Source organism: Rhodococcus sp. JS3073 (assembly GCF_026810085.1).
GTDB classification, from domain to species: Bacteria; Actinomycetota; Actinomycetes; order Mycobacteriales; family Mycobacteriaceae; genus Rhodococcus_F; species Rhodococcus_F wratislaviensis.
Window position 1 is genome coordinate 790,046 of sequence record NZ_CP113952.1, and the last position, 17,942, is coordinate 807,987.

16 protein-coding genes are annotated in these 17,942 nt (G+C 64.2%); 6 read left to right on the forward strand and 10 right to left on the reverse strand.

Translation table 11 applies throughout. From position 1 onward, the window contains the following. Window positions 1-546: 546 nt before the first annotated feature. From OYT95_RS41490 to OYT95_RS41505, 4 genes are all read right to left on the reverse strand, one after another. The gene (locus OYT95_RS41490; RefSeq protein WP_268792417.1) at window positions 547-1,230 is read right to left on the reverse strand and encodes a YoaK family protein; all 684 of its coding nucleotides are present in this window, start codon (window positions 1,228-1,230) and stop codon (window positions 547-549) included. Window positions 1,231-1,259: 29 nt separating this feature from the next. Beyond that, window positions 1,260-2,876, reverse strand: coding sequence for a gamma-glutamyltransferase family protein (locus OYT95_RS41495; RefSeq protein WP_268792418.1), 1,617 nt, complete (start codon window positions 2,874-2,876; stop codon window positions 1,260-1,262). A gap of 18 nt (window positions 2,877-2,894) precedes the next feature. Then, window positions 2,895-3,626 (reverse strand): FadR/GntR family transcriptional regulator, encoded by a 732-nt coding sequence (locus tag OYT95_RS41500; RefSeq protein ID WP_052032959.1) that lies wholly within the window; start codon window positions 3,624-3,626, stop codon window positions 2,895-2,897. A 66-nt stretch (window positions 3,627-3,692) separates the two neighbouring features. Then, window positions 3,693-4,187, reverse strand: coding sequence for a RidA family protein (locus OYT95_RS41505; RefSeq protein WP_268792419.1), 495 nt, complete (start codon window positions 4,185-4,187; stop codon window positions 3,693-3,695). Between the two features lie 445 nt (window positions 4,188-4,632). Here OYT95_RS41505 and OYT95_RS41510 point away from each other — a divergent pair, with 445 nt between their 5' ends. Continuing rightward, on the forward strand, window positions 4,633-6,240 hold the full coding sequence (locus OYT95_RS41510) for a purine-cytosine permease family protein (RefSeq protein ID WP_268792420.1): 1,608 nt from the start codon (window positions 4,633-4,635) through the stop codon (window positions 6,238-6,240). A 399-nt stretch (window positions 6,241-6,639) separates the two neighbouring features. On the opposite strand, the gene OYT95_RS41515 is transcribed toward OYT95_RS41510, so the two are convergent. Further along, window positions 6,640-6,945 (reverse strand): hypothetical protein, encoded by a 306-nt coding sequence (locus OYT95_RS41515; protein WP_268792421.1) that lies wholly within the window; start codon window positions 6,943-6,945, stop codon window positions 6,640-6,642. Between the two features lie 1,333 nt (window positions 6,946-8,278). Here OYT95_RS41515 and OYT95_RS41520 point away from each other — a divergent pair. The 5 genes from OYT95_RS41520 to OYT95_RS41540 all read left to right on the forward strand — a co-directional run bounded on the left by OYT95_RS41520 (window position 8,279) and on the right by OYT95_RS41540 (window position 11,612). Next, a complete protein-coding gene (locus tag OYT95_RS41520) occupies window positions 8,279-8,980 on the forward strand; it encodes an SOS response-associated peptidase (RefSeq protein ID WP_268793289.1) in 702 nt (233 codons plus the stop codon). A gap of 87 nt (window positions 8,981-9,067) precedes the next feature. Further along, window positions 9,068-9,289 (forward strand): hypothetical protein, encoded by a 222-nt coding sequence (locus tag OYT95_RS41525; RefSeq protein WP_268792422.1) that lies wholly within the window; start codon window positions 9,068-9,070, stop codon window positions 9,287-9,289. Between the two features lie 158 nt (window positions 9,290-9,447). Next, a complete protein-coding gene (locus tag OYT95_RS41530; RefSeq protein ID WP_268792423.1) occupies window positions 9,448-9,846 on the forward strand; it encodes a hypothetical protein in 399 nt (132 codons plus the stop codon). Next, window positions 9,816-10,748: a CopG family transcriptional regulator gene (locus tag OYT95_RS41535; RefSeq protein WP_268792424.1), complete on the forward strand. Its 933-nt coding sequence runs from the start codon at window positions 9,816-9,818 to the stop codon at window positions 10,746-10,748. Before OYT95_RS41530 ends, OYT95_RS41535 begins: the two co-directional genes overlap by 31 nt. Window positions 10,749-11,264: 516 nt before the next feature. Beyond that, on the forward strand, window positions 11,265-11,612 hold the full coding sequence (locus OYT95_RS41540) for a histone-like nucleoid-structuring protein Lsr2 (protein ID WP_268792425.1): 348 nt from the start codon (window positions 11,265-11,267) through the stop codon (window positions 11,610-11,612). A 90-nt stretch (window positions 11,613-11,702) separates the two neighbouring features. On the opposite strand, the gene OYT95_RS41545 is transcribed toward OYT95_RS41540, so the two are convergent. The 5 genes from OYT95_RS41545 to OYT95_RS41570 all read right to left on the reverse strand — a co-directional run bounded on the left by OYT95_RS41545 (window position 11,703) and on the right by OYT95_RS41570 (window position 17,942). Next, complete coding sequence (locus tag OYT95_RS41545) at window positions 11,703-12,296, reverse strand: hypothetical protein (protein ID WP_268792426.1); 594 nt, start codon at window positions 12,294-12,296, stop codon at window positions 11,703-11,705. Between the two features lie 618 nt (window positions 12,297-12,914). Next, window positions 12,915-14,540 carry an AMP-binding protein gene (locus OYT95_RS41555; protein WP_268792428.1) on the reverse strand — a complete coding sequence of 542 codons (1,626 nt, stop codon included), beginning with the start codon at window positions 14,538-14,540 and terminating at the stop codon, window positions 12,915-12,917. Further along, window positions 14,534-15,700, reverse strand: a complete 1,167-nt coding sequence (locus tag OYT95_RS41560) for an acetyl-CoA acetyltransferase (RefSeq protein WP_268792429.1) — start codon at window positions 15,698-15,700, stop codon at window positions 14,534-14,536. Before OYT95_RS41560 ends, OYT95_RS41555 begins: the two co-directional genes overlap by 7 nt. An 83-nt stretch (window positions 15,701-15,783) precedes the next feature. Then, window positions 15,784-17,085: a Glu/Leu/Phe/Val family dehydrogenase gene (locus OYT95_RS41565; RefSeq protein WP_442972584.1), complete on the reverse strand. Its 1,302-nt coding sequence runs from the start codon at window positions 17,083-17,085 to the stop codon at window positions 15,784-15,786. Window positions 17,086-17,141: 56 nt separating this feature from the next. Further along, a complete protein-coding gene (locus OYT95_RS41570; RefSeq protein ID WP_095869738.1) occupies window positions 17,142-17,942 on the reverse strand; it encodes an ABC transporter ATP-binding protein in 801 nt (266 codons plus the stop codon).

Here is a 17,942-nt window from a genome sequence, read left to right on the forward strand (position 1 = left end):
TCCTGGGGGTATGGCCGCTGGTCGGTCTGGGACTGTTGCTCGCGACACCGCCTGTGGTGGCGGCATTAGCGATGCGAAAGTGGGTTTCCTGGGTTGCCGTCGCGGCACTCTTTGGTTTGTCGATCGCAGGGCTGATGAATTGGGCGTCTACCTCTTACTGGGGATTACTTCTCTTCGCTGCTGTTCCCTTAGCGGTCCTTGGATCAGTCGCCGCGATGTTCCAGCGAGCTGTCCCGCGCCCAGGGACGTCAGGACGTGGTGCTGCCGCAGCGGCGTAAGGGGGCCGTGCTGAAGACTGCACGCCGTAAGCCGATCGGTCACCGGTCATCGATGCGGAGCGGCCGTCGCGGTCGAGTTCGGACGTGACCTGCGGTTGGTGTCCGTGACGGGTGGGCATGATAGGGCTGAGTCGGCCGCTACAGTCTGCGGGTCTGTCGGGGCCAGCGACGTTGCTTCGTGCGGGGCGCGGACCGCGGCGCCTGCGTCCTCGACCGGCCTCCTCTGGGTTGAACGAGAAAGGGCGGCAAGTTTGCCACCTCGTCCTTCTTAGGCGTCGACGAACTCCTTCGGCTGGGTGTTGCGGCGCAGCCGCCTGAGGACCACGGCATTCGTTGTGTAGATGAGGGCCACGACTGTCAGGACGATGGTGGGGAGTAGTAGTGCGACCGTCAGGCCGATCTTCAGAAGTAGCGCGCCGCTGACCGCGCCGAGGAACATCGAGAGGACGGCGGCCGCCCGTCGACCTGTGGCGATTCGGGATGCGCCCCCGTGGAATCGTCCTGCCTCACTGAATAGTAGAGACAGGGTGGACGTGATCACCACGGTGGAGATGTCGGGGACACCCACCCTCCGGGCGGCGAGGGCCTGGAACCCCATCAGGAATCCGATGGTAAAGGTCGCGGTGTGGAGAAGCGTGCCAGTCATCGGCAACCACACCAGCAGGGCGGTGATGGTCAGCATCCCGACCGCGCAGACCCCGAAGACCGGGGCCACCACCGGATCGGGGATGCTGCCTTTGGGATGTCGTCGTGCGATCAGCCCCAGCAGCCACGAACCGGTGATGAACCCACCGAGTGCCATCAACGGGCCCAGGAACGAATGCACACCCTCGCCCGCGATCGACAGTGCGATGAGGATGACGTTGCCGGTCATGTTGGCACCGAAGACGCCGTCCATCCCGAGGTAGGTCGCTGCGTCCAGGGCGCCGGTGCCGAAGGAGACCGCTGTCATCGTCCAGAGTGCCAAGTTCCGGCGCTGCATCAACTCAGTTCCCCTTGCTGGGTCAGGCCGTCGGAGCGGGGATCGGACCCGATTTGGAATGAGTCGTCTGCGGGCGCGCGTCGGACTACCTGCAGGTGTCCTACCGAATCATCGAGTGTCTGAAGCATTTTCAGGTGGAAGCCGGCATCGTTGAGGTCGAATACTGCGGGAGCGGGGACGCCGCGTTCCATCGAGATCGTCGACGGTTCGTCGGGTGCGGCTGCGCCGGCCTCCATTTGCCCGACGATCCAGCGAGGACGGGCGGTGGCCTCTGCCGGTGTCATACCGAGCGCCAGGTTCAACGCGAGGTGGGTGTGGACTTGCGGCTGGGCGCGGCCGCCCATCGTGCCGTGTGCCCCGACGAGGTTGCCGTCTTGTCGCACGAGTACCGGCATGAGGGTGTGTGGTGGTCGGCGGCCCGGGCCGAGTTGGTTCGCGGAGGCAGGCTCGAGGCTGAACGATGCTCCTCGATTGTGGAGCAGGATTCCTGTGGTCGGGTCCAGGACGCAGGAGCCGAACGCGTGGAATGCGCTCTGGATGAGCGAGACCCAGTTGCCTTCGGTGTCGGCGGTGACGATGGCGACGGTGTCGCCGGACCGCCGGCCGTAGGTCCGGGACTGCGCGGCCGCGGCGGGTGCGCGTTCACCGAGTCCGAATTCGGCGAGCGCCTCGGTGGCGTCGTCGCTGAGCAGTTCGGTGACCGGGACGGCCGCGTTGTCGGGGTCTCCGAGGAGACGGTCGCGGTCGGCGGCGGTCCGGGTGAGGATTCTGGCCACGATCGAGGCGTCTTCTCCGATGGGGTCGGGGATGCGACCCAGCCGGCGGGCGACGATGTCGAGTGCGGACAGACCTTGGAGGAAGAAGGTGCCTTGGCTGTTTCCCCCGGAGCTCAGGTACTCGGCGCCGTCGAAGGTCGTGGAGCATGGGTTCTCGACGGTGGGGAGGTGCTGCCTCAGGTCGTCGGTCGTCAGGTCGCTCCCGAGTCTGCGAAGGGTGTCGATGACGCTGGCGCCGATAGCACCGTGGTAGAACTCCGCGGTGCCGCGTTCGGCGAGCGCGGTCAGGGACTCGGCCAGACGTGGCAAGTGCATTGTTTGGCCGTCACCGAGCAGTGTGCCACCGGGGAAGAAGACGTGACGGGCGCCGTCGTCCTGCGCGAGGAGTGCTCGTTCGCGGACCAGGTCGCGGTGCACCCCCGGGGCAACGGCCACTCCTGCGGCCGCCGCGGCGGCGGCGGGACGGATGGCGTCGCCGAGACTGCGGCGCCCCCACCGGTCGGCGAGGGCCTCCCAGGTGCTGAGCAGTCCCGGGACGGTGACGCTCTTGGCGCCGGATACGGGAACGAATCCGTCCGGGCCGACGTAGTCGGCCGGATCCAGCGACATCGCCGACCGGCCGGAGCCGTTGACGACCTCGACGTGGCCGTCGGGGGTGCCGACCATGGCGATGGCATCGCCGCCGATGCTGCACTGGTTGGGGTAGACGACGGTGAGCATGGCGGCGGCGGCGAGGGCCGCGTCGATGGCGTTGCCGCCGTCGGCGAAAGCCTGGTGCGCCGCAGCGGTGGCGTCGGTGTGGGGGGTCGCGACCGCACCGGCGGCGAGATGGTCACTCATCGAGTTCTGTTCTTTCTGCTATGGGATGTCGGAGGTCCATCGGCCGACGCCGATGTTGTCGACGATCTCCTGAATGTGTCCGGTCATCGCCGCGCCCGCGCCGGTGGCGTTGTGGGCGCGGATGGCCTCGTAGATGCGCCGGTGGGCGGCCACGGATCGTTCGATGCGGGTGGTGGTCTGTAGTGCCGACTGCCGCGACGGCGCCATCCATTCGTTGGTGATGTCCATCAGTCGCGACAGCATGGGGTTGTGGGTGAGTTGGGCGATGACGACATGGAATTCCACGTCCAGGCGGATCAGCAGGTCGACGGACGGATCGGGTTGTCGCAGTTCGCGTTCGGCGAGTTCGACGGGGCGGAGCAGGGTGACCAGTTCGCCTTCGAGGGCGCGTCCGGCGGCTCGTTCGGCGATAGGCGGTTCGATCACGGCCCGAAGGTCCATCACCTCGCGGAGCGCCCGGTGCGAGGAGTCCATCACGCCGAGCATTCCGGCGTGCAGGTCCGGTCTGGTTTGCGCTTCGACGATGGTTCCGCGGCCGGGCTTGCGGCTGATCAGGCCCCGCAGCTCGAGATCTCGTAGGGCTTCGCGCACCGACGTCCGGGAGATCCCCACGCTCTCGGCGAGTTCCCGCTCGTTCGGCAGCTTCGCGCCGGGTTCGAGCTCACCGTCGGTGATCATGCGGATCAGCCGTTCGCTCAACCGCTCCGACAGTGAGCCGCTCGGCATCGCGAGGTTCTCCCAGGACGTCACGTCACCCTCCCGCTAGTGTGATGGTCCGACCAAGCTACCAATAAGGGGGCGCTCCGCGACGCGGGGTCAGTCGTCGATCTCGACGGTCACCCAGTTCTCGAAGCTGCTGCCGCCGGCCAGGCTCATGACGCCGATGGTCGCTCGGCCGCCCAGGCCGGCCTCGGGCCCGAAGACCTCGACGAACAGATCCGTCGACCCGGACGACACCTTGTGCACCTCGGTGAAGTCGGGGGCGGAGGTCACGAAGCACAGCGAGCGGATGATTCCCTTGACCCGGTCGAGCGAGCCGAGCGCAAATCGGATGCCGCCCAAGCAATTCAGCGCGGTCAGGCGCGCGGCCTGGTATCCCTCCTCGACGGTGAGGTTGTCTCCCAGCCTGCCCGGGTAACGCACGGTTCCGTCGGTGGTGTCCGGTGTGTGCCCGCTCAGATACAGCACGTTGCCGACGATGTGGTGCGGCTTCATGCTCCCGTAGGTATCGGCTCCGTAGTACCCGCCGGTGCCGTAGTCCGGAATCTCCAAACCGAGTTCCCGAGCCCGGGCTTCGTAATTCTTCGTCATCGTGCTCATTCTGCGTCTTTCCGTGGTAGTGCCGCGCCGACGGCATTAGTATGATGGTCCAACCAAGTTGTGGAAAGCGTCCCACGTCACACCCCCTTCGTCAACCCGTCGGGTGTCGTGCGGCGTCTGCGCAGCTCAGCTGGGTTCCAGGACGCTATGGCCTCTGACTAGGTGGGCTTCGGGCTGGCAGCGGAGGCTCGTTGTCGTGGTGTGCTCGGGCGGCTACCACCATCGTGCGGCGGGCATCACCATGCGATGGAGTCGGGGACGAATTCTTGACATATTCCGAAAGCTCGGCCTAGCGTTCATATCTCAGGGATCGGAACGCCGAACGATTCCTTCCAACCAAGCCACCCAGAATCTCAAACCCGGGTGCGAGACGTGCATGGTCCATGTCGTGCCGTTCAGCGTCTGAACTCCCGGTTGCTGCTTGGAAGGATTTGCAATGCTGGCTGTAGGCCGGAATTTGGCGCCACTCGAGGTCAGTCTCACCGACGACCCGCAGGTCGTGAAGGACGCCGCGACCGAGGACTACACAACCCACGTTGTGCCGCTGTCCTGGCGGAGCAGCAAGAAATCCCTGTCGATGTCCTGGTACTCCCTGGTCAGCGGCATGTTCTACCTGGTCACCGCGGCGACCCTCGCGGCCGTCGTGGGCACCACGAACACCGTGATCGGCATCGTTCTCGCCTGCGCGGTGTTCGGTCTGTTCGGGTCGATCATCTCCCGATACTCCACCAAGACCGGCCTCACCGTCGCGCTGATCTCTCAACGGCTCTTCGGTGCGTCCGGATCGATCGTGGCTCCGCTGATTCTCGCGGCCACCTCCATCTATTACGCGGTCTTCGAGAGCTCGATGATCGCCCACGCATTCCACGCGTCCATCGGGTTCTTCGACATCAGGATCTGGTACGCGATTGCCGTGGCGATGAACCTGCCCTTGGTGATGGGCAGTATTCGCCGCTGGATGGACAAGTACAACGCCATCCTGCTGCCCATCTACTGGGCTGGATTGATCCTCGTCGTCGTTCTCATCGCCCGGGGCAACGACACCGCCGGCTGGCTCGCTCATGCACCCGAAACCTCGATCCCGCTCTCCGCTCCGGGATGGCTCTACGCGTTCTTCGTCTACCTCGGCGTGCTGGTGCTGATGATGTTCACCATGGACTTCGCCCGATTCGGCAAGCCCCAGGACTCCCGCACCAATGGCATCGTCATCTTCGGCCCGGTGTTCTACCTCTTCGTCTACCTCGCCAACGGACTGATCGGGATCTACATCGCCTACGCCGCCGGCCTGTCCGGCGAAGTATCCTCCACCGCCATCGTCGACACCATGATCGCTGTTCTCGGCGGATGGGGTCTGCTCCTGGTCTGGGTCACCCAGGCCCGCATCAACACCGCCAACTTCTACGAGGCCTCCACCAACCTCGAAGGCCTCTGGACCCGGCTGTTCCGCATCCGCCTGCCCCGCGTCGCGGCTGTCCTGATCTGCGGTGCCATCACCTACCTGTTCATGCTCACAGATGTGCTCAGCTACCTACTGGTCGCCCTCGCCTGGCAAGGTGCCTTCATCGCCGCCTGGGTCGCCATCCTTCTCGTGCACATCTTCCTCAGCCGGGCCGGCGACCGACACGGCCTGCCCGAATTCCGACCCGGCCGGCTGGCCAGCTTTAGCGCCGGCGCGTGGATCTGGTTCGCCAGCGCGATCATGGGCATCGTCCTCTATCAGTTCGGCGGCAGTGTCGGCGCGACCTGGTCGACACCCACCACCTTCGTGGTCGCCGCCGCCTACGCATCAGCGTTCACCCTGCAGACGAAGAGCGTACTTCTGCGTCGAACAGATGACCCCCGCGACGAAGTCGCCGACATCTGGGAAGCGCGAATCAAGTGCCACGTCTGCGAGCACAGCTATATCGCGGTGGAGATGGACCGCGACCCCAGCGCCACCGGCAGCCCCGCCATCTGCACAGCATGCGCCAGCCTGAGCACCGCCCACCGACGAGCGTGCCTCGCCGAGCACACCGCCGCGGCCACGACCTCAATCCGCACCTAGTCAGAACCCGGGCGAAGGCACGCAAGGCAATTGATGTGGCGGCGGCGAGCGCCGCCGCCACATCTCTACATGCGTCCACCGCCCTACCGACCCGAATAGAGTTCACGATAGCCGGAACTGATCGCACTGGTCCGGCACCGTATGCGGAACCTGCATCGGGACGAGATCGGCACCAGCGCATATCCTGCGGCAGCCGGACGCTCGTTCCGGAAGCGGATCGCTGACCGGCGCGGACTCCTGCTTTATCGTAAATGACCTCACGGGGCGTTGTCCGGTTCTGGAACGCTGCCTACGACTGTGTTGCCTGGAGCCGAGGCACGCGTCGGGCAGAGCTCACCGATCAGACAAGTCACGGAGTCGTCGGTGCGGTCGATCCAGACGGCGTTTCCATCCCGGACGTCAGGTTTGAGAAGCAGCAGCGGGCTGCGGCTTGCTTATCGGCCACAGGACGAACTCGTATCCCGAGAGCCAGTCCTGAACTGCCTCGGCAATCTCGGCCGTCGCGGTCGCAACGTCTGTCTCGTAAGGGAGGCTGAATCCGAATCCGCTTGGAATGTCCGCACCGTCGGTCCGGGCCTGGACCACATTGAGTCCGATCGTCCACGCCGGGATCTCGTCCGTGGTGTCCTCGATCGTCCACATGAGTGAGCTGTACTTGTCGAACTCGGCAAAGCTCGACGAAATGAGTAGGTGCGTCGGTGTCATCGTCGGCATTGAGGTTAAGTCGGTACCTAGGCTTTCGCGGCACCGGTGGTTGAGGCCACGCCTTTGTCGCTTGGTACCGCAAGTCTTTCGGAGCTTCTGCGGCGGATTGCTTCCACTCGAAGTCGATCAGATCGCCAACACTGAGTTCGAAGGCGTCTTTCCTCTCGATTGCGGTGGAGGGTAGCCAACAGCCACCCGGGGTCTGGGACGAATCTATGACACCCGATCTCGATTGACGGTCCCAACTTCGCACGGTTCCGCGGGTACTCATTTCCCCATCATCCCCGTCCGCGGGCCAGCCCCTCACGAATCCCGCAAGCCGAACGCTCACCGGCACCCCGATAGCCGGCCCCTGACTGAAACTCGCTGACCAGCACTCGTGCCGTTAACCCCGTCCGGTGACATTCCCATCGCCGGGGCGCTCACCGGGTCACTCGCGAGTGGGGTATCTGGGCGAACGCGGACCGCCCCGAAGTCCTCGAAAACCTGTCGGTAATCGCCCAGGAATACTTCAGGTTTGGAATACCGCCATTACCGCCAGTCTTCGTGCCCGAATCGTAGAGACGCCGTCAGCTGAGGAGGAGGAGTAATGATGTCGCTGCAGGAGTTCGTGTGGTGGTTGCGGGGGGACTCGGTGTGGTACGTCCCCATTCCGGGCTTTCGGGAATGGATGGGCTTCAGGTAGCGCGTGGTGCGCGCGAAGGGAAGCCGCTGTCGCCTTCCCCGGTGACAGCGGCTTCGTTTCCTTCCCAGGAACGCTGCGCAATGCAGGTCTTACCCGGTCAGGAAGACGGTGTCGGTCATATCGCCTCTCGGCAAGTGGTCGCTCGCAGCGACTTTTCTGGTGTGGTACCCGGGGTATGTCCCGCCACCGTCAGCCTCTTCAACGACCGGGTGCCGGGTGATATTCCGGCCCGTGCGGGCGCCGGGTCGGAACGGCGGCCACCTCCCGGGGTTGGCGGGAGTAGGTCATGATCCGAACAATGCTGGGATGCCCCAATACCAATATCCGAATTCGCCTCCATACATCAACATCCACTCCGAGATCTTCATGACTAGCCTCCCGTCGGCTCCAGGCGAAGGTCCTTGAGTTCGATCATCGTTGCGTCGGCAGGAATGTAGAGGTACCCCGTCGCACCGGGAACAGGACACCCCAGAACGGCCACAGCCAGGGCATATGGAAGGGGGAGAAGCGCCCCGGATCGCAGACCATGGCACGTTCCTTCGGCAGGTTGGCCCCGACCCACCCCCGAGGCTAGTGCGCCGGTCGCCGCGCTCGCGTCGGTCATGGCGTGTTAGATCAGGGCAGAAGATGTGACCAGGAGGGATGAACGTGTGCGGCCGCTACGCCAGTACCACCACGGACAAGGAACTGCGCTCGATCTTCCACGTCGAGGTCGTCGGTGACGAGCTGCGCCCGTCCTACAACATCGCCCCGACCCAGCAGATCCGGGCGGTCCTCGAACGGGCGCCCCGGGACGAGCCGGACGCGGCCCCGATGAAACAAATCAGGACGCTGACCTGGGGATTGGTGCCCTCATGGTCGAAGGAAGCCAAGCTCGGCCGCCTGATCAACGCACGCTCGGAGTCCGTGACCGAGCGCCCGTCGTTTCGGGCCGCGGCCTCGAAACGGCGGTGCCTGTTGCCCGCCGACGGCTACTTCGAGTGGGAGAAACGCGACGGCAAGAAGATCCCACATTTCCTGCACGGCGACGGGGTGCTCGCGATGGCCGGCCTGTACGAGCTGTGGCGCGACCGTGAGCTGTCGGAGGACGACCCGAATGCCTGGTTGTGGACGGCGACGATCCTGACCCGGCCGGCCACCGATGCGCTCGGACGGATCCATGACCGCTGCCCGGTGGTGCTGCCGGAGACGTTCCAGGAGCACTGGCTCGACCCGACCCTCACCGACAAAGACGACGTCCAAGCCCTGTTGGCGTCGGTGCCCGACCCGGTCCTGCAGACCTACGAGGTCAGTACCGCGGTGAATTCCCCGCGCAACAACGGCCCCCACCTGCTCGAACCCGTCTCCTGACTCCACAATGTGGATCACATTTCCCCGACCCGACGGGAGCTCCGGCGACTTGCAACCTAACAACGCGACGTTGTAAACGTGTGGAGCATGGCGGAGGACGCGCAGAGCAGCATCGACAACCAGGCCGAGCCCACAGACACCGTGGTGCCGCAGCACACCGAGAACGGCTTCGGCACCTACGAGTGGGATCCCGAGCGCGGAATCGTGTTCCGCATGGACCTCGACCAGTTCGGCACCATCGGCGGCGTCCCGGTCAGCCAGTACACCCCGCCGCCCCCGACCCCGTACACACCGCTCAACCTCTCCTGAAGCATTCGCACTCCCGCGACCCGCAGCGTCCACAGGTGCTGGGGCGCACTGTATTTCGCAGACACCGGCTCGCCGCGACGCAGTGACCGATTGCGGCGGCGGCGAGTGCCATGGGGTGCGAATCGAGGCCCCCGGACGTACCGGAACAATGGCCGGTGATGAGCGAGACAAACATGGGCCGCGTACCGGTGGGGGATCCGATCCCGCTGCGGTTCGATCCGACCACCAAACAACGCCTCGAGGAGTTGGCCGCCGGCATCGGCCCGCGCCGCTTCGGGGCGCTGGTGCGGGTCGCCGCGCGACGACTGCTGTCCGACCCCGACCGGGTGCCGGAGGCCCTGGCCCAGGCTCGCCGGGCATCCGCCGACGCCCGCCGCATCCCCTGGGCGGAGAGACCGCTCGACCTCGACCCCGCCACCAGCACTCGCCTCAACCAACTCGCCCACGAGTTCACACCGACCGGAGCGCGATCGTCCGCGTCGCATTGCACCGCTTCCTCACCGCGGCAGGACGGTTCCGGCACCCGGTGCTCCGCGAAGACGCCCGCACCGATCTGACCTGCCGCACCCGCGTGTACCTCAACCGCTCCACGCTGGTCCGGCTCGACCGGCTGATCGGCCGCAACGGCGACGCCTGCACCGCCGCAGCGATCCGGGTCGCGGTACGCCGACTCCTCGACGACCCCGGAGACCTCGCCGCCGACCTGGCCACGATCGCCGCCGCCCGTGACCTGACCCCGGAAACCCTCGGCCCGCGCACGAACGTGCACTTCGACGACGACCTGCGCCAGCAACTCGACAACCTTGCCGAACGGCTCGACTCCGACCGCGCCGAACTGATGCGGTTGGCCGCCCGCCAGCTTCTGGCGAACCCGCGGGACCTCGAGAAGGCGGTGACCGAGGAGATCTACCGTGGGGACGCCAACCGGGCCAAGCTCCTCGCCCGGAACACCCGCCGCCGGCAGACCGCGGCCGCCGACCAACCGGCCCACGCGCCCACGCGAGCACCGAGTCCGCAGGGGAACCCGTTCGGCCGCCGGCACGTCTTCCGGTTCGACGAGGACACCAAACGCCGCCTCGAGGAGCTGGCGGACGAGTACGGTCCCCGCCGGATGTCCGCGCTGCTCCGCGTTGGGATCCGCAGACTCATCGAGAACCCGGCGGCCGCTAAGGCTCTCGCGCAGGCACGCCGCGTCGCCACCCCGCCACGCACAGCCCGGGTCGACGTCGCCCTCGACGACGAACTCCTCGCGCACCTCGACGCCTTCGCCGAACGGCTCGGCTCGAACCGCCAGGAGTTGGTGCATCTGGCGGCCACACGCATCCTCCGCTTCCATCACAACATCGAGAACCGGATGCTCGACGAGATGTTCCGCGCCCCGAACAATCGGAAACACCTGCTCGCCAAACATGCCCGCCGTGAGCGGATTCGTCGGATGGGCCGCGGCACCGGCACCTGACCTGCGAGAATGGGCGGTGGGTCGGGCCCCGCACCACCGGAGGACCCATGTCTTTCGTTTCTGCGCCTCGCCGCCGTCGCGTCCACCGCAGCCGCCGCCCTGTCCCTGACCGCGGCGCACGCACACGCCGCCCCAGCTCCGAGTGGGTGCGACATACAGTTCGTCGCGGTCGGTGCCATGTCGACCTGTGCACCCGGATCGGTGAATACCCACCAATTGGAACTGGTGTGCGTCCCGTTTACCAATCTGGTCTATCCCGTCAACACCATCACCGTGTGGGGGCCGGAGGTGCCCACCTTCTTGCCCTCCATCGCACTGTGTCCGCCGCCCATCTACTTCGCGCTCGGCCCCTGGGGGACACCCGGGTGCACACCCGATAGAACCAGCCCCGCTGCTCTCGCGCCGTACAGCCGGCAGGTGACCTGCGGAAATGACACGTCCCCGGGGTCGGTCAATCGGCTGCGGCCGCCAGTAGGGTTCTGCCTGCGGTATCGAGACGTGAGAGATCGGGGAACTGTGGCGCGCAAGGTAGTTGTCGAACTCGTCGACGACATCGACGGAACCGTCTTCGGTGAGGACGGGGAGAACATCACCTTTTCCGTCAACGGGGTGGACTGCGAAATCGATCTGAAAGACAAGAACGCCAGCAAGTTTCACAAGCAGATCGGATTCTTCATCGAGCACGCCACCCGGGTCGGTGGCCGCAAACGACGCTCGGATCGTCTTGTGGCCGCAGACGCCCCACCGCGGCGACGCGGGAACGGCAAGGAGATCCGCGCCTGGGCGGTCGAACAGGGCTACGAAATCTCCTCGCGCGGGCGCTTTCCCGCCGAGGTCGAGCAGGCGTACCAGGACGCCCACTGATACCCGTCCGTTCTGAGCTGCGACACGGACTGGGCATAGCGTGGATTCGTGATCCGCGCTTCATGGCCAGAGCTACCCGCCCCGAGACGCTCACGTTGGCGGATCGGAATGATGGCGGTTGTAGCTCTCTAGTCTGGCGTTCTCGCTCTGCTTGTTCGTCACTTCGCTCACTGCACTCTTGAGCCACCACCGGAGATTCCGCCTTCCGACCAATCGCGCGCCATCCCCGAACCGGCTTCGTTCCTGCGACGTGAACGGAACCGGATTGCCCTCGAGCACAGGCTCTTGTGTCCAACGGTGCGGCGACCCGTAGATCGCATTGAGGGCGTCGCGGTCATTTCCCAGCTCTACCAGCTCATCTTCGGAGATTTCATGATGATGGAGCGGATCGGGTGCACCATCACTTCCTGCTCTACGATGGCGCTCCTCGTAGAGCCTGACCAGCTCGCCAGCAGCCTCTCCCACCTCGGAATGTCCCCGCAGACGTTCGATAAGGAAGGGCAGTACAGGGATGAGGGCCCTTCCTTCTGCGCGGTCGATCCAATCCACTTCCCAACCGAGGGTTCCGTCGGGGCCTGTCCTTGGCTCCCCGAAGAGCTGACGTGCTCCATCGACCGTATAGCCCTGGTCGTACAGTTCTTGGGCAGTGATCCACGGCTGCTCGGGAATTTCACTCCTGTTCACCTTTGTAACGAGCTTCTCAGTCGGACAGTTGCGCGGTGCTTGGTGCGAAGACAGTGAATCCGCTAGGTGACGGTTTCTCCAAGGACCCCCGCACGCGTTCGGGCGTGTTGCAAAGATCCGGCCAAGGTCCGGACGTCACCGTCGATTGCTAATTCAGCGTGGGTAGCTAGTCTGACGGCCGGAACCGTTCGCGCAACCGGGAGCGCGGGTATGTGCTTGCCAGACTGAGTAGCTCATCTTGGGCACAGGTTGATTCAGGGATGACCTGCCACAATCGCTCGATGAACCGGCGTGTTGTGAGTCCGAAGCGGACGAGGATTTCCTCCGCGGGAGCGCCACCGTATGGTGCCCACATGATGGGGAACTCGATGATGAGGTCGGCCTCGGTGTCAGGATGTTTGCGTTTGCGTTGGGCTTTGATCCATGCGGCGTGACGCCCCTGGCGCCATTGACGGTACTGACGGTACTGACGAGAGTTCATGGGATATTCACACATCGAATCGGGCGTCGGGATGCCTTCGGAACTGTCGACATCTTCGCCGCAGCGAGGGATATGCTGCCGCGTGCCCGTTGGCCCTTCTGACCGTGAAAATAGTTGTCGCACGCCGCCTCGTGTGCTCAGGTGACCTGCATGCCCGGCCACAGTCCGGAACGGAGGAGTTCTTCCTTGAGCAGTCGGGTCGTCACCTTGCCATACGCTGAGGTGGGCAAGGCGGCGACTACTTCGATGAGCTTGGGGACCTTGTACCGCACCATGTTCGTTCTGCACCATGCCATCAGGTCATCGCTCGTTGCCGTTGAGTCCGGGCGGAGTACGCATAGCGCGTATCCGACCTCACCCCAGACTGGATCGGGGGCACCGACGACCCCGACCTGGTCGACGTCGGGATGTTTGAGGATCTTCTCCTCCACTTCCCGGGGATCGATGTTCGAGCCACCCGAAATGAACATGTCGGATGCGCGGCCGGTGATGTAGAGCAAGCCGGACTCATCCTGGTAGCCGATGTCACCGGTGCGGAACCACCCGTTCCGAAATGCTCGCTGGTTGGCGAGGTCGTTGTCCAGGTAGCCAGAGAAGACGGCTGGTCCACAGACACAGATCTCGCCTCGCTGGCCCGTGGGTTGTTCCCGCCCGTCGTCGTCCTGGATGCTGATGGACATGCCAGTCCGCACATATCCGGCGGTCCCGATACCGTCGTGGGTCGGAGTTCGTCCGTGCAGATGCGGTGGCAGCACTGTGATGTTGCCGGTGACTTCACATAGGCCGTAGTACTGGACCAGCACCTCGCCGAGGACCGCGAGGGCCTCATGTTGGGCGTTCGACGCAATCGGTGCGCCGGCATAGATGACGTAGCGCAGGCTGTCGGATTGCGTTTCGCCGGGTACGTGGGCCTGCACGAGTTTGTTGAGGATCGTGGGCACGGTGAACAGCGTTGAGACTCTGAACTCTCCGATCAATTCCCACGCCTCGACGACGTCCAGTGTGTCGCGCGGAGTGAGCACGATTGATGCACCGCGGGCGACGTGAGTCAGTACGTGGACACCGGCGCCGTGTGAGAGCGGCGCGAGCACCAGTGTCGAGTCCGATTCCGTCAGATCGGGCATCAGATCGCAGATGTGATTGGTGATGACGAACGCCATTTGGTCGTGGTTGAGCACTGCGGCCTTGGGTCGACCACTAGTTCCCGAGGTGAAGAAGTACCAGGCTGGTGTGCCGACATAGACCGGTGCATCTTCGATGTGTGCTGCACCCGAGTGCCGGTCGATGAGGTCGGCGACGTGGGTCGCGTCCACCGTTGCGGATGCGGGGTCGTCACCTACCGTCCAGATCGGGAAATCCTGTAGTGCGTTCGCGTGGTCGCCGTAGCTCTGGTGACAGATCACAAGGTCAGGTGCGACGACCTCGCTCAGACTCGCAACATCTTCCGGAAGTAGCTTGCAGTTTGTGGGAACGATCACGGCGCCGACGCGCCAGGTCGCGAACATCACCGTCAAGTAGTCCAGACAGTTCGGTGAGTGGATCATCACCACCGACCCCGATCCGAGCCCATTTTGGCTCATTGCTGCGGACAGTGCCGACACCCGACGGTCGAGCTGAGCCCAGGTCCGTCCTACTTGCTCGCGGGCGATGGCTAGATTCTCCGGCAGCCGGCGGGCGGTCTGTGTCAGTAAGGTCGCGAGGTTCGTAGTCCGTTGGCGGACAATCGTGTTATCGATACGAGAAGAGTTCATCGCTCTTACCATCTTTCCAAGATGCTCGCGTAGTTCGCGACTGCTGTACCGCCCATGTTGAAGACACCGCCGATGTCGGCGACGGGCAGCTGAAAGGTTCCGGCCTCCCCGGCGAGCTGCATGGCAGCGATCGCATGCATAGACACGCCTGTGGCGCCGACCGGGTGCCCCTTGGCTTTCAGTCCGCCGGACCGATTGACGGGCAGCTTCCCGTCGGCGACGGCTAGTCCTTCCTCGACGACGCGGTGGCCCTGTCCTGGCTCGGCCAATCCGAGCATCTCGTACTCGATCAGTTCGGCGATCGTGAAGCAATCGTGCGTCTCGATAAAGTCGAGATCGAGCAATGCTGTTCCCGACTGCCCCAGTGCCCGGTTCCAGGCTCGGCGCCCGCCCGCGAACTCGATGGGATCACGTTTCGACAGTGGAAGGAAGTCGTTCTCGTGCACCCGAGATCGAAATCCGATTCGACGAGGTGCACTCGACGCTCGGTCGGCGCTGGTGATGACCAAAGCCGCCGCGCCATCCGAAAGCAGTGAGCAGTCCGTACGTCGCAGAGTCCCAGCGACATAGGGATTGTGGTCCGACACCGCGTTGCAGAAGTCGAATCCGAGGTCTTTGCGGATCTGAGCGAACGGATTCGTCACACCGTTGCGATGGTTCTTCGCCGCGATCGCCGCCATGGACCGATGCGGGTCTCCGTACCGTTCGGAGTAGGCGTCGACGATACCCGCGAAAACGCCGGCAAATCCGCCGGTCACATCAGATTCCTCCGGGCGGTAGCATCCGGACAGCAGGATCTCGCCGGCATCGGCGGTCGTCACCCCGGTCATCTTCTCGGCGCCGATGACGAGGGCGACCTCTCCTCGGCCCGACTCGATGAAATCACACGCCGCGTAGACCGCTGCGCTGCCTGTTGCACAGGCGTTTTCGACTCGTGTCGAGGCGGTGTGGCGAAACTCCGGTACGGCGAGCGAAACGAGGGAACTGGGAAAGTCCTGCCGGGAGAAACCATTGTTGTAGACACCGACGAAGATGCCGTCGACGTCGGCCGCTGCCACTTGTGCATGCACGAGCGCATCGGGGACGACCGATCCGATCAACTCCGTCAGATCGAGATCGAGTTTTCCGAACTTCGTGTGGTTCCACCCGATGATCGATGGGTGTGTATACATAATGCTCCGATTCTGTGATGGTCTGTTAGACATCCCGATCGATCGCGCCGGGGTCTGGCGCCGCGAGCTCATCGGCTGGGCGGCTACGGGAAGTTCCCACGGCATTGCATGGCTTCCGCAACCCGGCCGACGCCGATGGCATGGGCCGCTCGTCGCATGGTGATCGAGCGAGACTGGCTCAAGGCGAACACGGACTTGTACGCCGTTTGCATGACGTCCGACAATTTGAGCTGCACATCGAGGTCGCTCCACGAGTAGGACTGGACGTTCTGCACCCACTCCAGGTACGAGACGACCACACCACCGGCGTTGGCGAGGATGTCGGGGATGACGAGCGTTCCGCAATCCTCGAGCACGCGATCCGCTGCCGGTGTCACGGGACCGTTAGCGCCTTCGACGATGACTCTTGCGGAGACCATGTCGACGTTGGAGTCATTGATACTTCCCTCCATCGCCGCCGGTACCAGGACGTCGACATCCAGGCTCAGTAACTCGGCGCGCCTCAATTCATCACCTTGTTCGCTGTCGCGGACAGAGACGGCGTCGGACGCCATCTCGCTGATGAGCAGCTCAATGTCGAGCCCGTGCGCGCAGTACCTGCCTCCGCCGACGTCGGTCACAGCAACGACCTTCATGCCCGCTTCTTGCAGGTAGAGCGCGGCCAGTGCGCCGACCTTGCCGAACCCTTCTACGGCAACCGTTCGCCCGTTCGGGTTGATGCCGTGGCTGTCGAGTGCCTCGAGGGTCGCGATCGCGACTCCGCGTGAGGTGGCGCCGGCCCGGCCGGAGGTGCCGCCGATGCTGATCGGCTTGCCGGTGACCACCCCAGGAACCGAGTAGCCGGCGACCTGTGAGTAGGTGTCCATCATCCACGCCATTGTCTGTTCATCGGTGCCGACATCTGGTGCGGGGATGTCGATCTCGGGTCCAATGAAGGCCCGGATCTCGCTGGTGAAACGTCGGGTCAGCCGTTCGCGTTCCGCGGCACTGAGCGTGGAGGGGTCGATCCGGACTCCTCCTTTCGCGCCACCGTACGGGACACCGACGACCGCGCATTTCCACGACATCCACATCGCTAGTGCCGTGACCTCGCCTAGGTCTACTTCGGGATGGAATCGGATCCCGCCCTTCGCGGGTCCTCGCGCTGCATTGTGCTGTACGCGAAATCCTTCGTAGACCTCCAACGAACCGTCGTCTCGCAGTAGGGGAACCGACACCATCAGAGATCGACGCGGCTCAGCGAGTACTTTATGGGTGCCTTCGTCCAATTGGAGGAACTCGACGGTGTCCCGCAGCTGGGTCAGCGCCGCACTCCGTATGTCGGACCTGGGGCGTCCTACTGCAGAAACGACCGGATGATGAACTGGCAAGCTATCTGTCTTCATCTGATGACTTTCGATATCAAGCACACGGACGGATTGTCGTTCGATGGCACGGCCGGCTAGCTGAGGAGGGTGCTGTCCGGCAGGGACTCGCCAGCGAGATTCGCAAACTGCATGTGGAGATCACGCGGGGTCAGGCCGACCATCTTCTCCTTGTCGAAATCCAAGAGGATGCGGCCCTCGTGCATCATCAGCAACCTGTCCGCCCGTTCGAGGGCGTGATTCATGTCGTGGGTGACCATCAGCGTGGTGATGTTCTTGGACCGAACCAGTTCCTCGGTGATGTCACTAACTTTTCGAGCACTGTTCGGATCCAACGCAGCTAAATGCTCGTCGAGCAGGAGCACGGCCGGGTCCCCGATGGAGGCCATCGTGATCGCCACAGCTTGGCGTTGACCACCTGACAGGGTGCCGGTCACCGTGGAGAGCCTGTTCTCCAGACCCATTCCCAGCGGCTCGAGCAATTCGGCTGCCTTAGCACGAATCTGCGCACCACCAGCACGACGTAGACGGAAGCGCCTTTCGCGTCGTGCGACCGCGAGCGCAAAGTTGTCCTCGATGGTCAGCGGCGAGAGCATGTTGTGCTCAGGATTCTGGCGCACACGTGCGACGACGTGGACTCGCTTCCATGACGGCGAATAGGTGATGTCCGTTCCGCGCGCGTAGATCTTTCCGCATTCGGGGAGCGACGTTCCAGCGATGAGGGACAACAGACTTGACTTGCCGGCGCCATTGGAACCGAGGATGCCGACAACCACACCACGGTCGACGGAGAGTGACAGATCGTTCACAGCAGTGACCATCTGTTTGCCGGCTCCGACAAATCTCTTCGTACAACCCTCGACGACCAGGTCAGGCAT